Origin of the sequence: Nostoc sp. UIC 10607 (assembly GCF_047228265.1) — a bacterium.
Taxonomy (GTDB): Bacteria; Cyanobacteriota; Cyanobacteriia; order Cyanobacteriales; family Nostocaceae; genus Nostoc; species Nostoc foliaceum_A.
This window is the reverse complement of sequence record NZ_JBIQNW010000001.1, coordinates 1-15,520: the sequence shown is the minus strand read 5'-3', so window position 1 is coordinate 15,520 and position 15,520 is coordinate 1. Positions and strand designations below refer to the sequence as shown.

The following is a 15,520-nucleotide window of genomic DNA, read 5'->3' as shown; positions in this document are numbered from 1 at the left end:
GCTATCACTTGTTTAAGTGGGTACGAACTTTTAAAGACAGATATCGCACTAACTTAATTAGGATACAGCAACATTCTTGAGGATGGTCATCGGCCCTTGGGCTTTGAGAACCTCCATTTCTGCTGCGTTTCGCACTAGCAAAGCACCAGCGAATCCTAATGAATTCACAGATATAGACTGAAAATGCTCCTGCGATCGCGGTACGATCAACATCCATTCTCGTGTCGCTAGCAGATTGTAAGCACCAGATTCCCTTGCATCTAAACCCACAGCATGACGCAAAGTGCGATAAATTTCCAGTGTTGCTTGGGCCCCTGCTAATGGCGACTGCGCCCAATGAGGATCTAGGGGGGCGAAAGCATGTATAAAAGGAAGTCCTGGTAAAGTTATGTTTGAGTCCTGAAATTTTGCTGTTAGTAAAGGTTCAATAGGAACCTGTGGGCCTGAAAGTGCAAGTGGTAAGGGAACTAATTGCAAGTGCTTGTGTCGCTGACTAGCACCTGCGGTTTTGCCACTGTTGTAAAATGCTAAACCATCCAAATCAGCCAGACATGCCCACATAGCCGTAAAATCTTCCAGGGTGAGTAAGCTTTCCTGTTCCTCGAAAGCACGGGTGATGATTAACAGGTGATAATTAACAACATTGAATTTATTTAAAATACATACATGGGTATCGGAGATATCCGTCACAAATAAATCTTTTTCATAAGGCAAGAAAGGATTAAACTCTTGACCAGATGTAGCAGATTGTTTTTCCTGTTTCTCCTTGGCTGCTTTTTTGCGATTCAAGTTAGACAAAATCCGCACTAAAAAGCGCACGTTATCCTGTTCAACAAATTCAAAATCTGTCGGGATTGACAGCAGTGCCCCACATTGTAAAGCATGTTCAGTCTGTTCTTTGACACTTGTCCATAAAGTGCCAGGCTTAAGTAAGATTTTACCCTGTGCCATTTTATTCCTTCAGACATCGATAGAACAAGCAATTTGGGCGCACATTTGTGCACCCCTACGAATGACTATATTCCAATACAGTTCAGTTAATGTAGAATGCGATAAGTAAAATATCAAACCTTTCACAACAACGCAATACGTCTGCAACAAAACTGTCATAAATCATATCTACATTAGTAATACATCTAAATATTTTTCCAGACAGCAAATGCAAAACGAATCTCGCGACAGAGAACACCCATCAAATAGCATTTTACATAATACCGCTGATGCCAAATACCATAATCGAGCACCCTGGAAAAAGGCTGCCGCCTCTCTATCGCTGGTGCTGTTGGGATCAGGTATGACATTGGCAGGCGGCTATATAGCTGGACATTCTCAGCAGGTGTCTGAGAGTGCATCTAATTTGGCAGTTAGTCGAGTAAATGCCGCTCCCCCATTACCAGCCGCTACAGATCCTAACTTTGTGACACAGGTGGTGCAAAAGGTCGGGCCAGCAGTAGTGCGGATTAACTCTTCCCGAACGGTAAGAACCCGGATACCAGATGAATTTAACGATCCGTTTTTTCGCCGCTTTTTTGGTTCCCAACTGCCACAATCAGGAGAAAGGGTAGAACGGGGTACTGGTTCAGGTTTTATCATCAGTGCCGATGGTCGGATTCTCACTAACGCCCATGTGGTAGATGGTGCTGATACGGTGACAGTGACACTTAAGGATGGGCGCACCTTGCAAGGTAAGGTGTTAGGAAAAGATGAATTAACTGATGTCGCTGTTATCAAGGTTCAGGCACAGAATTTACCTTCAGTGGCTTTGGGTAACTCAGATCAACTGCAACCGGGAGAATGGGCGATCGCGATCGGCAACCCCCTTGGACTAGATAATACAGTAACTACCGGAATCATCAGTGCTACTGGACGCAGTAGCAATCAAATTGGTGCTCCCGATCGGCGAGTAGAGTATATTCAAACCGACGCAGCAATTAATCCCGGTAACTCCGGTGGGCCCCTGCTAAATTCTCGTGGCGAGGTAATTGCTATGAATACAGCCATTATCCAAGGGGCACAAGGATTAGGCTTTGCTATTCCCATTAACACAGTACAACGCATTTCCAGTCAACTTATAGCTACAGGCAAAGTAGAACATCCTTACCTGGGAATTCAGATGGTGGGGTTAACACCTCAGCTAAAACAAAATATCAACTCAGATCCTAATAGCGGTTTGAATGTGAATGAAGATAAAGGTGTATTGGTTGTGAAAGTTGTGCCAAATTCACCAGCTGCTAAAGCAGGGATACGTGCTGGTGATGTTATCCAAAAGCTTGGCGGACAATCAGTCACAGATGCCAGCAGCGTCCAAAAGGCAGTAGAAAATAGCCAAGTTGGGGGCGATTTACGTATGGAATTACGTCGCAATGGCCAGAATCTTAACATAGCTGTGCAACCTGGTGCTTTTCCCACACAAGTGCAATAAAAATTTTCCTATCAATTGCATAAAAGTGAATTTTCTGGGATAGGTATTTTACCCGTCCCTTTTTTTGGTGGTAAAGATAAGGTAGGCACTGTCAAAAACATCAGAATCGAAGTTTTCGGTATTAACAGTATCTCCCTGTAAAAATACTTTTTTTCAAGAAGAGAGTCATTTTTATATTTTTATCTATGACATTAGTCACGGTTTAACTAATTACCTTTTTCACTAGTTTATAGCTCTTTTCAGCCCTATTATTTATTTGTCAAAGAGATTAATATTTTGCTAAAAATTAATCTCTTTGATGTCTACATCATAGAAGGAAAGTTTGCGAATGAGTATTAAAAGAATGCTTGCTACAGCAGCGCTAATTTTACCAATTGCTGTTACCTTTATTCCTTCCCAAGCTGATGCTCAGATCAGAAGGCCAGTTAGGCGACCTGTTCCAGTTAGAATAATCAAAAAACCATCGCCAGTTAGGGTTTATACCCCTGTTCAAGCGAGAAGGAGAATATTGGTTCCTGGACGTTGGGTGCAAACAAATCGTGGTCGCCAGTGGATACCAGCTCGCTATGTATATAGATAAAAAGACCTATAACTGCAAAAAAATATTGCCCATCAATATTGATTGCAGAGTTATTTTTTCATAGCTTTAATTGGAGTTTAAAAATCCCCTTTAGAAATATTCTAAAGGGGCATTATTTCATGTTTACAATAAATAGGTAGACATAATTAAATATACGAAAAAATCCTAGTTTGTAGTGAGCAATTTATCGCTTATTCAGATTTATCAGGACTTTAGTCCTGACCCTTCGGGTTCGTTAGTCGCTCATGGGGGAAACCCCCAAGACCGCGCTAACTCACTACAAACTTGAATTTATTTATGCCTAGCAAGAAGTTGGAACTGAATTTTAGGCTAGAGCTACGACTGGTTGCTGCCACCGTCCCACTGCCTTACCAATCACCGCTAATTCTTGCATCAAGTTATCGAAACGGTCTGGTGTCAGAGATTGCGGCCCATCAGATAAGGCTTTGGCAGGGTTGGGGTGAACCTCTATCATCAGGGAATCTGTGCCAGCTGCGATCGCAGCCATTGCCATTGAAGGCACAAACTCAGACCAACCTACGCCGTGGCTGGGGTCAATCATAATTGGCAGGTGAGTCAGCTTTCGTAACACTGGCACTACCGATAAATCCAGCGTATTTCGCGTATACTGACGGTCAAAGGTGCGTATTCCCCTTTCACACAAGATTACATTGGGATTGCCAGATGCCAGAATATACTCGGCTGCCATCAACCAATCTTCAATAGTTGCCGCCATTCCCCGCTTCAATAGAACTGGTTTTGGCTGCGCTCCCACTTTTTTGAGCAAGGAGAAATTCTGCATATTCCTTGCCCCCACCTGGATTACATCAGCAATTTCAGCAATTTTATCTAAGTCAGCGGCATCCATCACTTCTGTAATAATGCCTAGTCCGCTGACTTCCCGCGCCTTCGCTAATAAATCCAAAGCACTCTCGCCGTGTCCTTGAAAAGCGTAAGGTGAAGTCCGGGGTTTGTATGCCCCACCGCGCAAGAACTTGGCTCCAGCTGTCTTGACGCGCCGCGCCGTCTCCACAATCATTTCTTCATTTTCTACGGAGCAAGGCCCGGCAACGACTACTAAAGGGTGGTGTTCACCAAATATTACCGCTCCATCGGGAGTATTCACGACCACTTCCGAAGCTTCGCCGTGACGGTACTGGCGGCTAGCTCGTTTATAAGGCTGCTCTACCCGCAACACCTGCTCAATCCAGGGGCTAAGTTCCTGAATTTGTAGTGGATCTAAGCTGGCGGTTTCACCCACTAAACCAATAACTACTTTGTGTTGACCAACAATTTTTTCTGGAGTTAGCCCCCAGCTAGTTAATTCCTCATCAATGCGGTTTATTTCCGCTTCTGGGGAACCACTTTTCATTACTATAATCATGTGAAAGTTCCTGATTAATTGAGAAAAATTTTCTGTAAATAGGCTAACTTTATTGTTGCCTATTGCCCTAATTACGAGTAGTTAAAAATAAAATTTATTTACAAAATAAACAGACAAAATATAGCGCTCAGTCAGTAGTTTTACTACTAAATAACTGGATATAAGGTATAAAAAAGTTTATATATTTTTAATTAGCAATGTTGAAGTTATAAAATTTCAACTTCAACATTCACTTCTTTATTTACCCGATACCGCAGTTATCTAAATACCTGAGCGCCGTTCATTATGAGTTTTTTTGTCGAGTTTCGCGCCAAACTGCCACCATTCGTCCCCAATTGGTGTTGAACTCACCCAAACCTAACAAACTTCCGACTCTTTCTTCATCCCAAGAGGCAGAAAGAACGCCATAAGTTATCCCTAAGACCCCCAAACCAAATAATCCCATATTCACCAATAACACGGCGATGGGAGGTAGTTGGATGTTGGAGTAGGTAGCAAGCAGATAGCTAACAACCAAGGCGCTAATGCCCAAAGCTGTTGGTACACCACAGAATCCAGCTACCCGTCGGATCATCCGCTGGCTGACTACTTGGGGAATAGCCATCTCTTCTTTGGTGTAAGGCCGTTTTCTATCAGCCTGTTTGCTAGATTCTTGTGGCTGTGCTGCTGGTTTACTTTGAGTTTTTGCGGGTTTTTGGCGCTTTTTTTTCGGTTCAAAGGGCAAGCGACTGCGTTCAGATTCTTCAGCAGACATAAGCGGTAATCCTATCCACGAATACCAAGGCGAGCAATCAAAGCTTGATATTTTTCCCGGCTTTCCTGCGATATATAAGCTAGAAGACGCTTGCGCTGACCAATTAGCTTCAATAGTCCCCGCCGGGAAGAATGGTCTTTTTTGTTTGCCTGGAGATGTTCACTGAGGCGGTTAATGCGCTCAGTTAGCATGGCAACTTGGACATCGGCCGAACCAGTGTCGGTTTCGTGTACTTGGTAATTGGAAATTATTTCTTGTTTCCGCAGTTGCGTCAGAGCCATGATCGATTCAATTTCTAGTTTTTCTAAATGTATGTAGCAGTCTCCCATAATATCACAGCCATCAAGCTGGATGTGGAATCATCTTTGCTGCTACGCCTTGCATTTTAAGAGACTCAGTAAGTCAAAAGTCAGACTCCAGTATCCTCTAGATAGTAGACGCGGTACTGAATCGTATTCGGATATACAACATTCTTATCAAACTATCTACAAATTGCTAATCATTGTGTTAGTGTCTTTGTTTGATAATCACACTTCAATATGAGATACCAGGTAGGGGGTAGTCTCCGCAGTGACGATCCCACATACGTTATCCGTCAGGCAGACGAAAAACTTTATACAAGCCTGAAGGCTGGTGATTTTTGTTACGTTTTCAATTCTCGCCAGATGGGCAAATCATCCCTACTACAGCGCACAAGTTATCGTCTCAGACAAGAAGGCTATAGCTGTGTTTACTTGGATGTGACCACATTGGGTAGCGAGGATACTACACCGGAACAATGGTACAAAGGTGTTATTATCAGCTTGTTCTACGGCTTAAATCTGGTGGGAAAAGTCAAATTTAAGCAATGGTGGGAGATGCAAGCAGGTCTTTCCTCAGTGCAAAAACTACACCAATTCGTAGAAGAAGTGTTGCTGCCAAATGTTCAAAGCGAATCTCTGCCAAACCCCAAAGCCGAACGTATTTTCATCTTCATTGATGAGATTGACAGTTTGTTAAGTTTAAGTTTTCCTGTCAGTGACTTTTTTGCCTGGATTCGTCATTGCTATAATCAGCAGGCACATGACCCGAATTTTCAACGCTTAGGATTTGCGCTGTTTGGGGTAGCTAGTCCATCTGACCTAATTTCTGACAAACGTCGCACCCCTTTTAACATTGGTACAGCGATAGATTTACACGGCTTTCAACTCCATGAAGCCACGCCATTGCTAAAGGGATTAGAGGAAGTTATAACTCAACCGAAAGCAGTACTTCAAGAGATTATTTATTGGACAGGGGGACAACCATTTCTTACCCAAAAGCTCTGTCAGTTAATTGTCCACACAGCTTTAAAAACATCTAATAGAAAAATTGATTTATCGCTAGAAACTGAAACAACTTGGGTAGAAAAATTTGTGCGATCGCAGATTATTCAACACTGGGAAGCCAAAGACGATCCCGAACACCTCCGCACAATTCGCGATCGCCTACTTTTTAACGAACACCGAGCCGGAAGATTACTAGGGCTTTACCAACGAGTGTTGCAAGCGGAAGAAGCAGGGGAGCAGGGGGCAGGGGGCAGGGGACAGGAAAAAGATACAGTTTATACTGCATTTTCTGATCTTTCTGTCCTGACAGATGATAGTCAAGAACAGGCAGAACTGTTGTTATCTGGTTTAGTCGAGAAACACAACGGCTATCTCAAAATTAAAAATCCCATCTATCGGAATGTTTTCAATGCTGAATGGGTAGTCAAGCACTTAGACAATCTCCGTCCTTACTCGCAAACATTCAATTCTTGGGTAGCCTCTTCCTTTAAAGATGAATCGCGCCTTTTGCGAGGACAGGCTCTAAAAGATACTCAAAATTGGGCACAGGGCAAAAGTCTGAGCGATTTGGATTATAAATTTTTAGCTGCTAGTCAAGAATGCGAACGACGTGAAGTGCAAACGGCATTGGAAGCAGCCCGGGCCAAAGAGGTAGAAGCACGATTAGAACAAGAGAAAAAAACTGCTAAACTGCAAAGATTTCTGTTAGTTGCAGTATTTATTGGGTTGCTCGTCTCTTGCTGTTTGGGGATAGGAAGTTTCATCTTGTACCGCAAAGCTCTCAAAAGTGAAAGTCAAGCCAGAAAAAGTGAAATTCGAGCGCTTGTATCCTCTTCTGAAGGATTATTTGCCTCAAATCGCCGATTGGATGCGCTCATAGAAGCTATTAAAGCCAAACATAAACTGCAAAAACTAGGTAAACCAAATACAAATATTCAGCGTCAAGTAGACAATGTATTACGCCAAGCAGTTTATGGAGCAGACGAGTACAATCGTTTTTCGGGTCATACAGCAGCTGTTTTAGCATTAGATATCAGCCCTGATAGTTCTCTGATTGCCTCAGCAAGTATAGATAAAACAATCAAGCTTTGGCGACGTGATGGTACAGAAGTTGCAACTCTCAAAGGTCATCAGGCAGCAGTTAGAGCAATCGATTTTAGCTCTGATGGCCAGCTACTCGCCTCGGCGAGCGAAGATGGCACTATTAAACTCTGGAAACTAGATGGCACTTTGTTAAACACTTTCAAAGGCCATACTGCTTCTGTCTGGGGAGTTGCATGGAGTCCCGATGGTCAGTTCCTTGCCTCTGCCAGTTTCGATAGAAGTGTTAAACTCTGGAAGCGAAATGGCACCTTGCTCAAAACATTTCAACAAGGTGACACAGTAGGATTTTGGGGAGTTGCATGGAGTCCTGATGGTCAAATAGTTGCGGCTGCAAATTTAGACAAGACAGTAAAACTCTGGAAACGGGATGGTTCTGGCTGGCAAAACGCCAAGCCTCTACAACCTCTCAAAGGCCATAACGGTTGGGTTGTAGGAGTAGCTTTCAGCCCTGACGGCCAAACCATTGCTTCAGCGAGTGAAGATGCAACTGTCAAACTTTGGCAGCAAAACAGCCCAGGTGGAAGCTACCGCCTTAATAAAACTCTTAAAGGACACAGCGCCGGGATTTGGGGAGTCGCCTTTAGTGCCGATGGTCAGACTATTGCCACCGCCAGTCTCGACAAAACAATTAAACTTTGGAACATTGATGGTACAGAACTGAGGACACTGAAAGGACACAGTGCGTCCGTTTGGGGAGTGGCTTTTAGCAAAGATGGCAGCTTTATTGCTTCGGCAGGCGCAGAAAACGTTGTTAGACTCTGGCAAAGTCAAAACCCATTCCAAAAGTCTATCATTGCCCATCAAGCTGGAATTTGGTCAATAGCTATCACCGCCGACAGTTTGGCGATCGCCACAGCTAGCCACGAAAATACTGCTAAACTTTGGAATCGCCAAGGTAAATTACTCAAAACTTTCACTGAATCTGGAGGCGCAATCTTCGAGGTTTCATTCAGTGAAGATGGCAAGTTAATTGCGCTTCGCACTTCCGATGATACGATAAAGCTCAAGAAGCGGGACGGTACTTTGGTCGCTACTTACAAAGATCCTCTCGGTAAACTCTTAGCAGCAGTATTGAGTCCTGATGGACAAGCGATCGCATTGGCAAATGTTGACAAAATTGCTCAGATATGGAAGCGCGTTAGCGTAGCGACTCCGCAGGAGTTTCGTCCTGCACCGCAGATTCTCAAAGGACATCAGGCGGAAGTGTGGCACGTCGTATTTAGTCCAGACGGTCGGCTGATTGGTTCAGTCAGTGGCGATAGTACCGCTAAATTGTGGACGCTTGATGGCAAGTTGTTCAAAACCCTAGTTGGACATTCGGCGACAGTCTGGAGATTAGCCTTTAGCCAAGACACTAAAATGGTGGCTACTGGAAGTGGCGACAATACTGTTAAGTTATGGACACTTGAAGGCAAGCTGCTGAAAACTTTTAAAGGTCATACAGCTGCAATTTGGGGAGTTGCATTTAGTCCCGACGGAAAAATAGTCGCTTCTGGTAGCGTGGATTCTACCGTCAAACTTTGGAAAATAGATGGTACAGAATTAACGACTCTGAGGGGACATACCGCAGCCATTAGGGAAATTGCTATCAGCCGCGACGGGACAATCCTTGTCTCAGGAGGTGATGACAACACATTGATTCTGTGGAATTTGCCGCGAATTCTCAACTTAGATGCACTGGCTTATGGTTGCGCCCTGGTGCAAGATTATTTGAAAACTAACACAGCAGTGGAGGAGAGCGATCGCATTATTTGCAATTAACCTGGCTTCTGTTATTTTGAGAAAAGAAAAATAATTATAGGTTTGTAGTTTGAGTTCAAGCACAAATAATAAACAATCCCTAACTATCAATCATTTCTTCACTGACTACAACTGCTCAACAAATATCTTGGCTGTATAGCTTGGCAAGTCAGGGACTAAACCATCTTCTCCAACTTCCACCTTTGAATTCGTGATCCAATCTTGCCAGTATTCAGCGGATGGGAAGCCTGAAATTTTATATTTATTTAAATTCTGGTCGGAAAAATTTGCCACGACAACCACACGAGAATTTTGCTCATCCCAGCGAGTATAAGCTAACACTTTATCATCGGTATTTTCGTAGAAAAACTCGATATTATCACTTTGCAAAGCTAGATTCTGCTTGCGTAGAGCAATGATTTTTTGATAGTACTCAAATAAATTATGATTCTGGTCGCCTGACAACAAAGACCAATTAATCTTCTGTGGCTTAGTTACATCTTCGCTTTTTTGCTGGTATTCGCCAAACTCTTCTCCCATCCACAGCATTGGTATACCCATTGCTGTCATTAAGAGAACGGCTGCTAACTTCGCTCGCTTAAATGCGTCTGCGTCAAAGATACCGCGATCGCCTAATTCTCGCAATAAACGTTCGCGATCGTGGGTTGCCAAATAATTTATCACATTGGTAGCAGTTGCATAACCCTGCCGTCTGGGATCTAAAATTTGCTTTAGTTGTTCTAATTCAAATGTTTCTCCACAAATATATGGAACTATAAAGTACCGAAAACTCTCATGCCAACAAGCATCTAATGGCCCATCTGGTTTGACTACAGTCTTTGTATCGGGAATATGTTCAGCAATATTGTAAAACTGCTTGGGTGCAGCATGGTTTTTCCCTTGCTTCGCCAGCCAGCCTAAAAATTCAAAGTTAGCTAACTGGCGCACTGCATCAAAGCGAATTCCATCAATGTGATACTCCTGAATCCAAAATTGCACCACATCCCCGACATATTTCCATGCAGGCTTAAGATTTAACTTTTCATCATAATTATCATAGTTAAACTCTGGCCCCCAGTAATTATCTGGATCTTCAGGATAATGCATGTGTTCGTAATACCAGTAATTCCGGTCGATCAGCATTAACGGGCATTCTTCATCTGTATGATTATAAATTCCATCCATAAAAACGCGAATGCCTCTACCATGACACTCATCTATTAATCGCTTTAAATCTTCTGTTGAACCGTAACTAGATTCTGTAGCAAAAAAGTGGCGCACTTTATAGCCCCAGTTATAGTTACCAGGGTACTCATTAACTGGCATTAATTCAATTGCATTAATTCCCAATTCAACTAGATAATCTAACTTGGCAATTACCCCTAAATATTTGCCTCGTTTGTCAAGTCCAACCTCATCACCAGTAAAATCTGCAACATGCATTTCATAGATAACTAATTCACGATTGTCAGGCAAAGCTTTGTCGTCATATCGCCAAATATAAGTATTAATAATGCGTCGTCCATCTTTTATCCGCACAATGCTGGATTTTTCTGTTTCATTAACATCTGTTGCTTTAGGGTCAATAACATCTACCCATTCATCAAGCGCAAATTTTGCGCTTTTGCTTTGAACACGAAATTTATATTGATAAATGCCATCTTCCAGTTTTACTTGAGTGCGGAAATAACCACCTTCACTTTTTACCATTGGGATTTCTTTCCACTCAGAAAAAGACCCAATTAAAGCTGCTCTTTCGTTACGAGGAGCAAACAACGTAAAATCAATTAAACTTTTCATTTCCATTTTTTTAATATATCTTCCCGTTAGCAAGTCGTATCATAACCTATAACAACACACTGTTTGGTAAGTAGTTAAGAATAAATCAAACTAAGTTATTCAATGTAAAAGTAATTGAATTTGCTTGTAGTAAACGGCTCCAGCCCTTACGACAAAACTTGAATTCTTCACTACCAGTTACTTACCCCAAGCATAAGGTTAGCACTTGCTCAGTAAATCGGCTTTTCTGATAGCTTTCGAGAGGTTACTTTCTTCCGAAGAACTATACATCTATCTTTAGTTAGTTTTGCTAAAAAAATAAATATCGGCCTTTAAAATTTACTTGTTTGTGAGTTTTCATAAGATAGAAGACTTACTTTCTGTTGCTTCAATAAAAGCCTCAAACTGACCATTAGGTGTCCATTGAATAGCCCCATCCCGTCCTGTAAAAAATAGTTTTGTTTGGCTTTGATTTAGCTCAGATAAAGTTTTTGGATCAAAGTTAGCAGAAGAAGCGATCGCCACTTGTGGTTGTAGAGCAATAACTAAATCTTTTAGTGACTGAGGCGCACACCATAAAACTTGTGGACGAGGTAAACTTCCACTTTTAACTAGTTGCTGTACCTCTTTAGACTTAATATTACCTACTAATAACCAATTCTGATCTAAAATTTGCAATTGTAAGATGGGTAATTGATCATTGATTAATTGTGCCACTATTGAATCCGTTTTCACCGCTTGACCAACTGCCAGCGGTTGGTAAGAACCCTGAGATTTTTGTAATTCTTGTTGAATTGCCTGACTTGCAATAAAATTTTCTGATTTGGGGGAATATTCATAAAAATTTTTTATTGGTAAATGTTGCAGTAATTCCAGCCAAGCATTACTGTCATTACCTTGAAAATCAGTTGCGATCGCCCAATTGATTTGATTTACACCCTGCTGTTGCAAAAACGGGAGAATTGTGAAACGTCCTGTCCCTTCATCACCACTATTAATTACAGTTACTGTCCCTCTATCTTGAACAACTATAATTGGTTCCGTACCAGATTCTAATACCGTTATCCTAAATAATGTATTTGTAGAATGCCATAAAGGAATGAATACTAAACCAATCGCAATGACATTAGCAAACCACCACCGCCGCTGCCACCAAGGGACTAGCCAAACCAGTATAATCAGTAAATAAATTGTCAGAAGCTGCCAAGTAGATATGCTGCCTACAGCAACAGAGTTTCCTGGCAATTTGCTAAAAAATTCTACTAGTTTAATTAGCCAATCAGTCGGGTAATGCAATACCGCAGCTAAAAAGCTCCCTGCCTGAGTCCAAATTAAACCTACTAAGGCACTAATGATTCCACCTATACTAATGATCGAAATTAATGGAGTACTAATCACATTCAGCAACAAACTATAAGATGGTACAACCCCAAATACAAAAAGTTGCACAGGTAAAGTCCAAATAGTGGCAGCTAGGGGAACAGCAATCAAAGCAGCGATCGCAGGTGGTAACCATGCTAGGCGATTGACTAATGCAGGTACTGTTACTATTAATCCTAGTGTTGCTAAAAAACTCAATTGAAAGCCTAAATCCCAAATCCATAAAGGATTAAACACTAATAACAAAGTCGCTGCTAATAGTAATGAGCCGAACTGTTTGACTTTTCTTTTTAATAGCAACCCAACTAATGCTGCAAAACCCATAATTACGGCTCTGAGAACCGCAGGCTGAAAACCTGTTAAACTCAGAAAAATGATTAGAGCCAAAAAGCCAAGGGTAAATTGCGTTCCTTTTTTTGCCCGCCTTGTTAACTGTAATATCACACTCAAAATTAAGGAAGTTTGAAACCCAGAAGCTGCTAAAGCATGAGCTAATCCTGCTTGTACAAACAAGTCGCGGATATCGTAGGGTAAATCAACTGCTTTGCTGCCTAAAACCATTGCACTGACAAGAGGCCCTTCTGGGATGCCCAACCAACGAACTTGCGATCGCACAATTCGCTCCCGAATTTGCCACCATCCCCATTTCCGTTCTTGCTCTAAAACATTTATTTGTCGCCCCATCAAACCAGCAAATGTTCCTTCTTGTTTGAGAAACTTCTGAAAGTCGAAACCTCCCGGATTGGAAGCCGCTTTTGGTTTGTACAAAATCCCAGTCACAGCAATTTGTTGACTAGGATATAAGCCAGTAGCTTGAAGTATAGGCACTGTCACATACAATTTGCCTGTAACTCCTTTTGGGACACCTGCTGAACCTTTATCATTTTTGACTTCATCTAGCTGAGTCGCTTCCAGCCAAAATTGTCCTCGCTGACTGCGAGTTAAGCGGGGATTACTCGCCACTACGCCACGAATAATTACTAGTTGTTCTTGATTACTGCTATTTCCAGGCGGGACGAACTGACTAATATCTTTTGCACCTGGTTGCGGTACTCGCCATTGAAAATATAAAGTTGCCAGTAATCCCACTAAGCCAGCAGCTAGCCATATTCGAGCATGAGGAGTAGTTTGCCAGATATTAGGCACTGCTTTATTTTTGCTTCCAGCATTTTCTGGCTTTTGAGCAAGTTGGCGTGAAGTGGTGCGTCTTCTAAAAATAATTGCTCCCACTATCCCCAAAGCAAAAATCCACACGCCACCCCAAGGAACTGCTGTAAACAGTAACCCAAAAATGTAGCCAAGACAAATAATTACACCACTGGTTTGAATCATAAAATTTTTTGTAAAAGCACCTGACAACCCGAATTTGCAGCTAACTTAAGAATAACTAGGGCAGCAATAGAGAAAAAGCGCCGTTGCTGAATTTGGCTATGAAATTGAAAAATCAAATATTCCAAACTCTTATTATCTGCGTTTGGACTGTCTCTGCGTGAGCTTTTCATCTCTTTAATCAGCAACACCGAAAATTTTTGATGCTTGTGGAGAAGTATAGTCCATCAAGTTGATACAAACAAAGCCCGCATAGGCGGGCCTTTTTCTCATAGCCTTAATGTTCTAGACTCAAGATTTAACGGTATTTCTGACTTTTAGCTATAGCCCCACATCATAAGGAAATACTTAGCTGAAACCCCAGCGCTGCGTGGAGAAACAGAACACAAAGTGCTACGCTGACCAAATATGCAATTGTTCCTAACGGACGAGAGTTCGTGTAGCTGTACCCTTTAGGATGTCGGGCTTTCTGTTGAACTTACAGTATCTTTGAGCAACGGAAAACCCAACTTCTCCCTTTGCTCAACATATAAATAAGCTACTTTTCTCGCTAAATGCCGAATCCTGGCAATATAGCGAGTTCTCTCTGTCACTGAAATCACACCTCTAGCATCCAGTAGATTAAACGTGTGCGAACACTTCATTACATAATCTAAGCTAGGCAAGACCAATCCTCTCTCCGTCAATTGGGTAGCTTCCTGCTCATACAAATTAAATAGTGTCAGTAGCAACTCAGGATTTGACGCTTCAAAGTTGTAGTTACACTGCTCAATCTCTGCCTGGAGGTAAACATCACCATAAGTAATGTTGTCCGTCCAATGAATCTTAGTAATTGCCTCAACTTCCTGGAGGTACATTACCAATCGCTCTAACCCGTATGTAATCTCAATCGACACAGGGCGGCAATCGATTCCCCCACACTGTTGAAAGTAGGTAAATTGAGTAATTTCCATCCCATCTAACCATACTTCCCACCCAGTACCCCAAGCTCCTACAGTCGCATCTTCCCAGTTATCCTCTACAAACCGAATATCGTGGTCTTCAGGACGAATACCTAAAACCCTTAATGAATCAAGATATATTTCCTGGATATTATCCGGCGACGGCTTAATCAGAACTTGGTATTGATAATAGTGTTGAAAGCGGTTAGGGTTTTCGCCGTACCGTCCATCCGTTGGGCGACGACACGGTTCAACATATGCAACAGCCCACGGTTCCGGCCCCAATGCTCTTAAAAATGTCTGGGGATTCTTAGTACCTGCCCCCTTCTCAATATCGTAGGGCTGGGCAATCAGACAACCGCGATCGCCCCAGAACTGATGCAATAAAGCTATAACCGACTGAAAATTCACGCTTCCCCCTTCCTGAGTTGGCACAGTGCATAAACCATTGTTGCCTAGAACCCGGCACTATGGGGAGTTTCAGGGGACAGAAAAGCCGTCCAAATAATTTTGGAAAAAATAGTTGACACAAAGAGTTGGGTTCGCTATATTGAATAAGTGCCTGAAGCGGAGAGCGAAAACGCGACGCATTCAGGGAACCGAACCTTGAAAATATTATAGTTTGAAAGCCACTATACAGCAAGTGGTCTGCGTCAAGAAAATAAAGATAACTAAGCTGAAGTTAAAAAAGAGCAGCTAATTGAGCTAACAAAGCAAACACTTCAAAACGGAGAGTTTGATCCTGGCTCAGGATGAACGCTGGCGGTATGCTTAACACATGCAAGTCGAACGGTGTCTTC

At 42.3% G+C, this 15,520-nt stretch carries 10 protein-coding genes and 1 rRNA gene; 4 read left to right on the top strand and 7 right to left on the bottom strand.

What is annotated here, in order from left to right; all coding sequences use genetic code 11:
* Positions 1-57 precede the first annotated feature (57 nt).
* The gene (locus tag ACEYW6_RS00055) at positions 58-951 is read right to left on the bottom strand and encodes an ATP adenylyltransferase family protein (RefSeq protein WP_412978154.1); all 894 of its coding nucleotides are present in this window, start codon (positions 949-951) and stop codon (positions 58-60) included.
* Between the two features lie 208 nt (positions 952-1,159).
* Here ACEYW6_RS00055 and ACEYW6_RS00050 point away from each other — a divergent pair, with 208 nt between their 5' ends.
* The gene (locus tag ACEYW6_RS00050; protein WP_412978153.1) at positions 1,160-2,422 is read left to right on the top strand and encodes an HhoA/HhoB/HtrA family serine endopeptidase; all 1,263 of its coding nucleotides are present in this window, start codon (positions 1,160-1,162) and stop codon (positions 2,420-2,422) included.
* A gap of 328 nt (positions 2,423-2,750) precedes the next feature.
* Positions 2,751-3,002 (top strand): hypothetical protein, encoded by a 252-nt coding sequence (locus ACEYW6_RS00045; protein ID WP_412978152.1) that lies wholly within the window; start codon positions 2,751-2,753, stop codon positions 3,000-3,002.
* Positions 3,003-3,327: 325 nt separating this feature from the next.
* On the opposite strand, the gene aroF is transcribed toward ACEYW6_RS00045, so the two are convergent.
* The 3 genes from aroF to rpsO all read right to left on the bottom strand — a co-directional run bounded on the left by aroF (position 3,328) and on the right by rpsO (position 5,421).
* Positions 3,328-4,386, bottom strand: a complete 1,059-nt coding sequence (gene aroF / locus ACEYW6_RS00040) for a 3-deoxy-7-phosphoheptulonate synthase (protein ID WP_412978151.1) — start codon at positions 4,384-4,386, stop codon at positions 3,328-3,330.
* Positions 4,387-4,669: 283 nt separating this feature from the next.
* Complete coding sequence (locus ACEYW6_RS00035) at positions 4,670-5,140, bottom strand: PAM68 family protein (protein ID WP_412978150.1); 471 nt, start codon at positions 5,138-5,140, stop codon at positions 4,670-4,672.
* 11 nt (positions 5,141-5,151) lie between these two features.
* Positions 5,152-5,421, bottom strand: a complete 270-nt coding sequence (rpsO, locus tag ACEYW6_RS00030) for a 30S ribosomal protein S15 (RefSeq protein WP_041565894.1) — start codon at positions 5,419-5,421, stop codon at positions 5,152-5,154.
* A 258-nt stretch (positions 5,422-5,679) separates the two neighbouring features.
* Here rpsO and ACEYW6_RS00025 point away from each other — a divergent pair, with 258 nt between their 5' ends.
* Positions 5,680-9,312: an AAA-like domain-containing protein gene (locus tag ACEYW6_RS00025; protein WP_412978149.1), complete on the top strand. Its 3,633-nt coding sequence runs from the start codon at positions 5,680-5,682 to the stop codon at positions 9,310-9,312.
* A 105-nt stretch (positions 9,313-9,417) separates the two neighbouring features.
* Here the strand turns inward: ACEYW6_RS00025 and ACEYW6_RS00020 are convergent, their stop codons facing one another.
* The 3 genes from ACEYW6_RS00020 to glyQ form a co-directional block, all read right to left on the bottom strand.
* Entirely contained in the window at positions 9,418-11,091 is a 1,674-nt protein-coding gene (locus tag ACEYW6_RS00020; RefSeq protein ID WP_412978148.1) for an alpha-amylase family glycosyl hydrolase, read from the bottom strand.
* 336 nt (positions 11,092-11,427) lie between these two features.
* Positions 11,428-13,782 (bottom strand): ComEC/Rec2 family competence protein, encoded by a 2,355-nt coding sequence (locus ACEYW6_RS00015; RefSeq protein WP_412978147.1) that lies wholly within the window; start codon positions 13,780-13,782, stop codon positions 11,428-11,430.
* A 449-nt stretch (positions 13,783-14,231) separates the two neighbouring features.
* Positions 14,232-15,131 (bottom strand): glycine--tRNA ligase subunit alpha, encoded by a 900-nt coding sequence (glyQ, locus tag ACEYW6_RS00010; protein WP_412978146.1) that lies wholly within the window; start codon positions 15,129-15,131, stop codon positions 14,232-14,234.
* Between the two features lie 313 nt (positions 15,132-15,444).
* On the opposite strand from glyQ, the gene ACEYW6_RS00005 reads away from it, so the two are divergent.
* A 16S ribosomal RNA gene (locus tag ACEYW6_RS00005) occupies positions 15,445-15,520 on the top strand; the annotation flags it as partial.

Excerpts from the sequence above, each read along its gene's own strand:
- ACEYW6_RS00045 (WP_412978152.1), top strand. The coding sequence starts at position 2,751 with ATGAGTATTAAAAGAATGCTTGCTACAGCAGCGCTAATTTTACCAATT.
- ACEYW6_RS00055 (WP_412978154.1), bottom strand. The coding sequence starts at position 951 with ATGGCACAGGGTAAAATCTTACTTAAGCCTGGCACTTTATGGACAAGT.
- ACEYW6_RS00020 (WP_412978148.1), bottom strand. The coding sequence starts at position 11,091 with ATGAAAAGTTTAATTGATTTTACGTTGTTTGCTCCTCGTAACGAAAGA.
- ACEYW6_RS00035 (WP_412978150.1), bottom strand. The coding sequence starts at position 5,140 with ATGTCTGCTGAAGAATCTGAACGCAGTCGCTTGCCCTTTGAACCGAAA.
- ACEYW6_RS00050 (WP_412978153.1), top strand. The coding sequence starts at position 1,160 with ATGCAAAACGAATCTCGCGACAGAGAACACCCATCAAATAGCATTTTA.
- aroF (WP_412978151.1), bottom strand. The coding sequence starts at position 4,386 with ATGATTATAGTAATGAAAAGTGGTTCCCCAGAAGCGGAAATAAACCGC.
- ACEYW6_RS00015 (WP_412978147.1), bottom strand. The coding sequence starts at position 13,782 with ATGATTCAAACCAGTGGTGTAATTATTTGTCTTGGCTACATTTTTGGG.
- ACEYW6_RS00025 (WP_412978149.1), top strand. The coding sequence starts at position 5,680 with ATGAGATACCAGGTAGGGGGTAGTCTCCGCAGTGACGATCCCACATAC.
- rpsO (WP_041565894.1), bottom strand. The coding sequence starts at position 5,421 with ATGGCTCTGACGCAACTGCGGAAACAAGAAATAATTTCCAATTACCAA.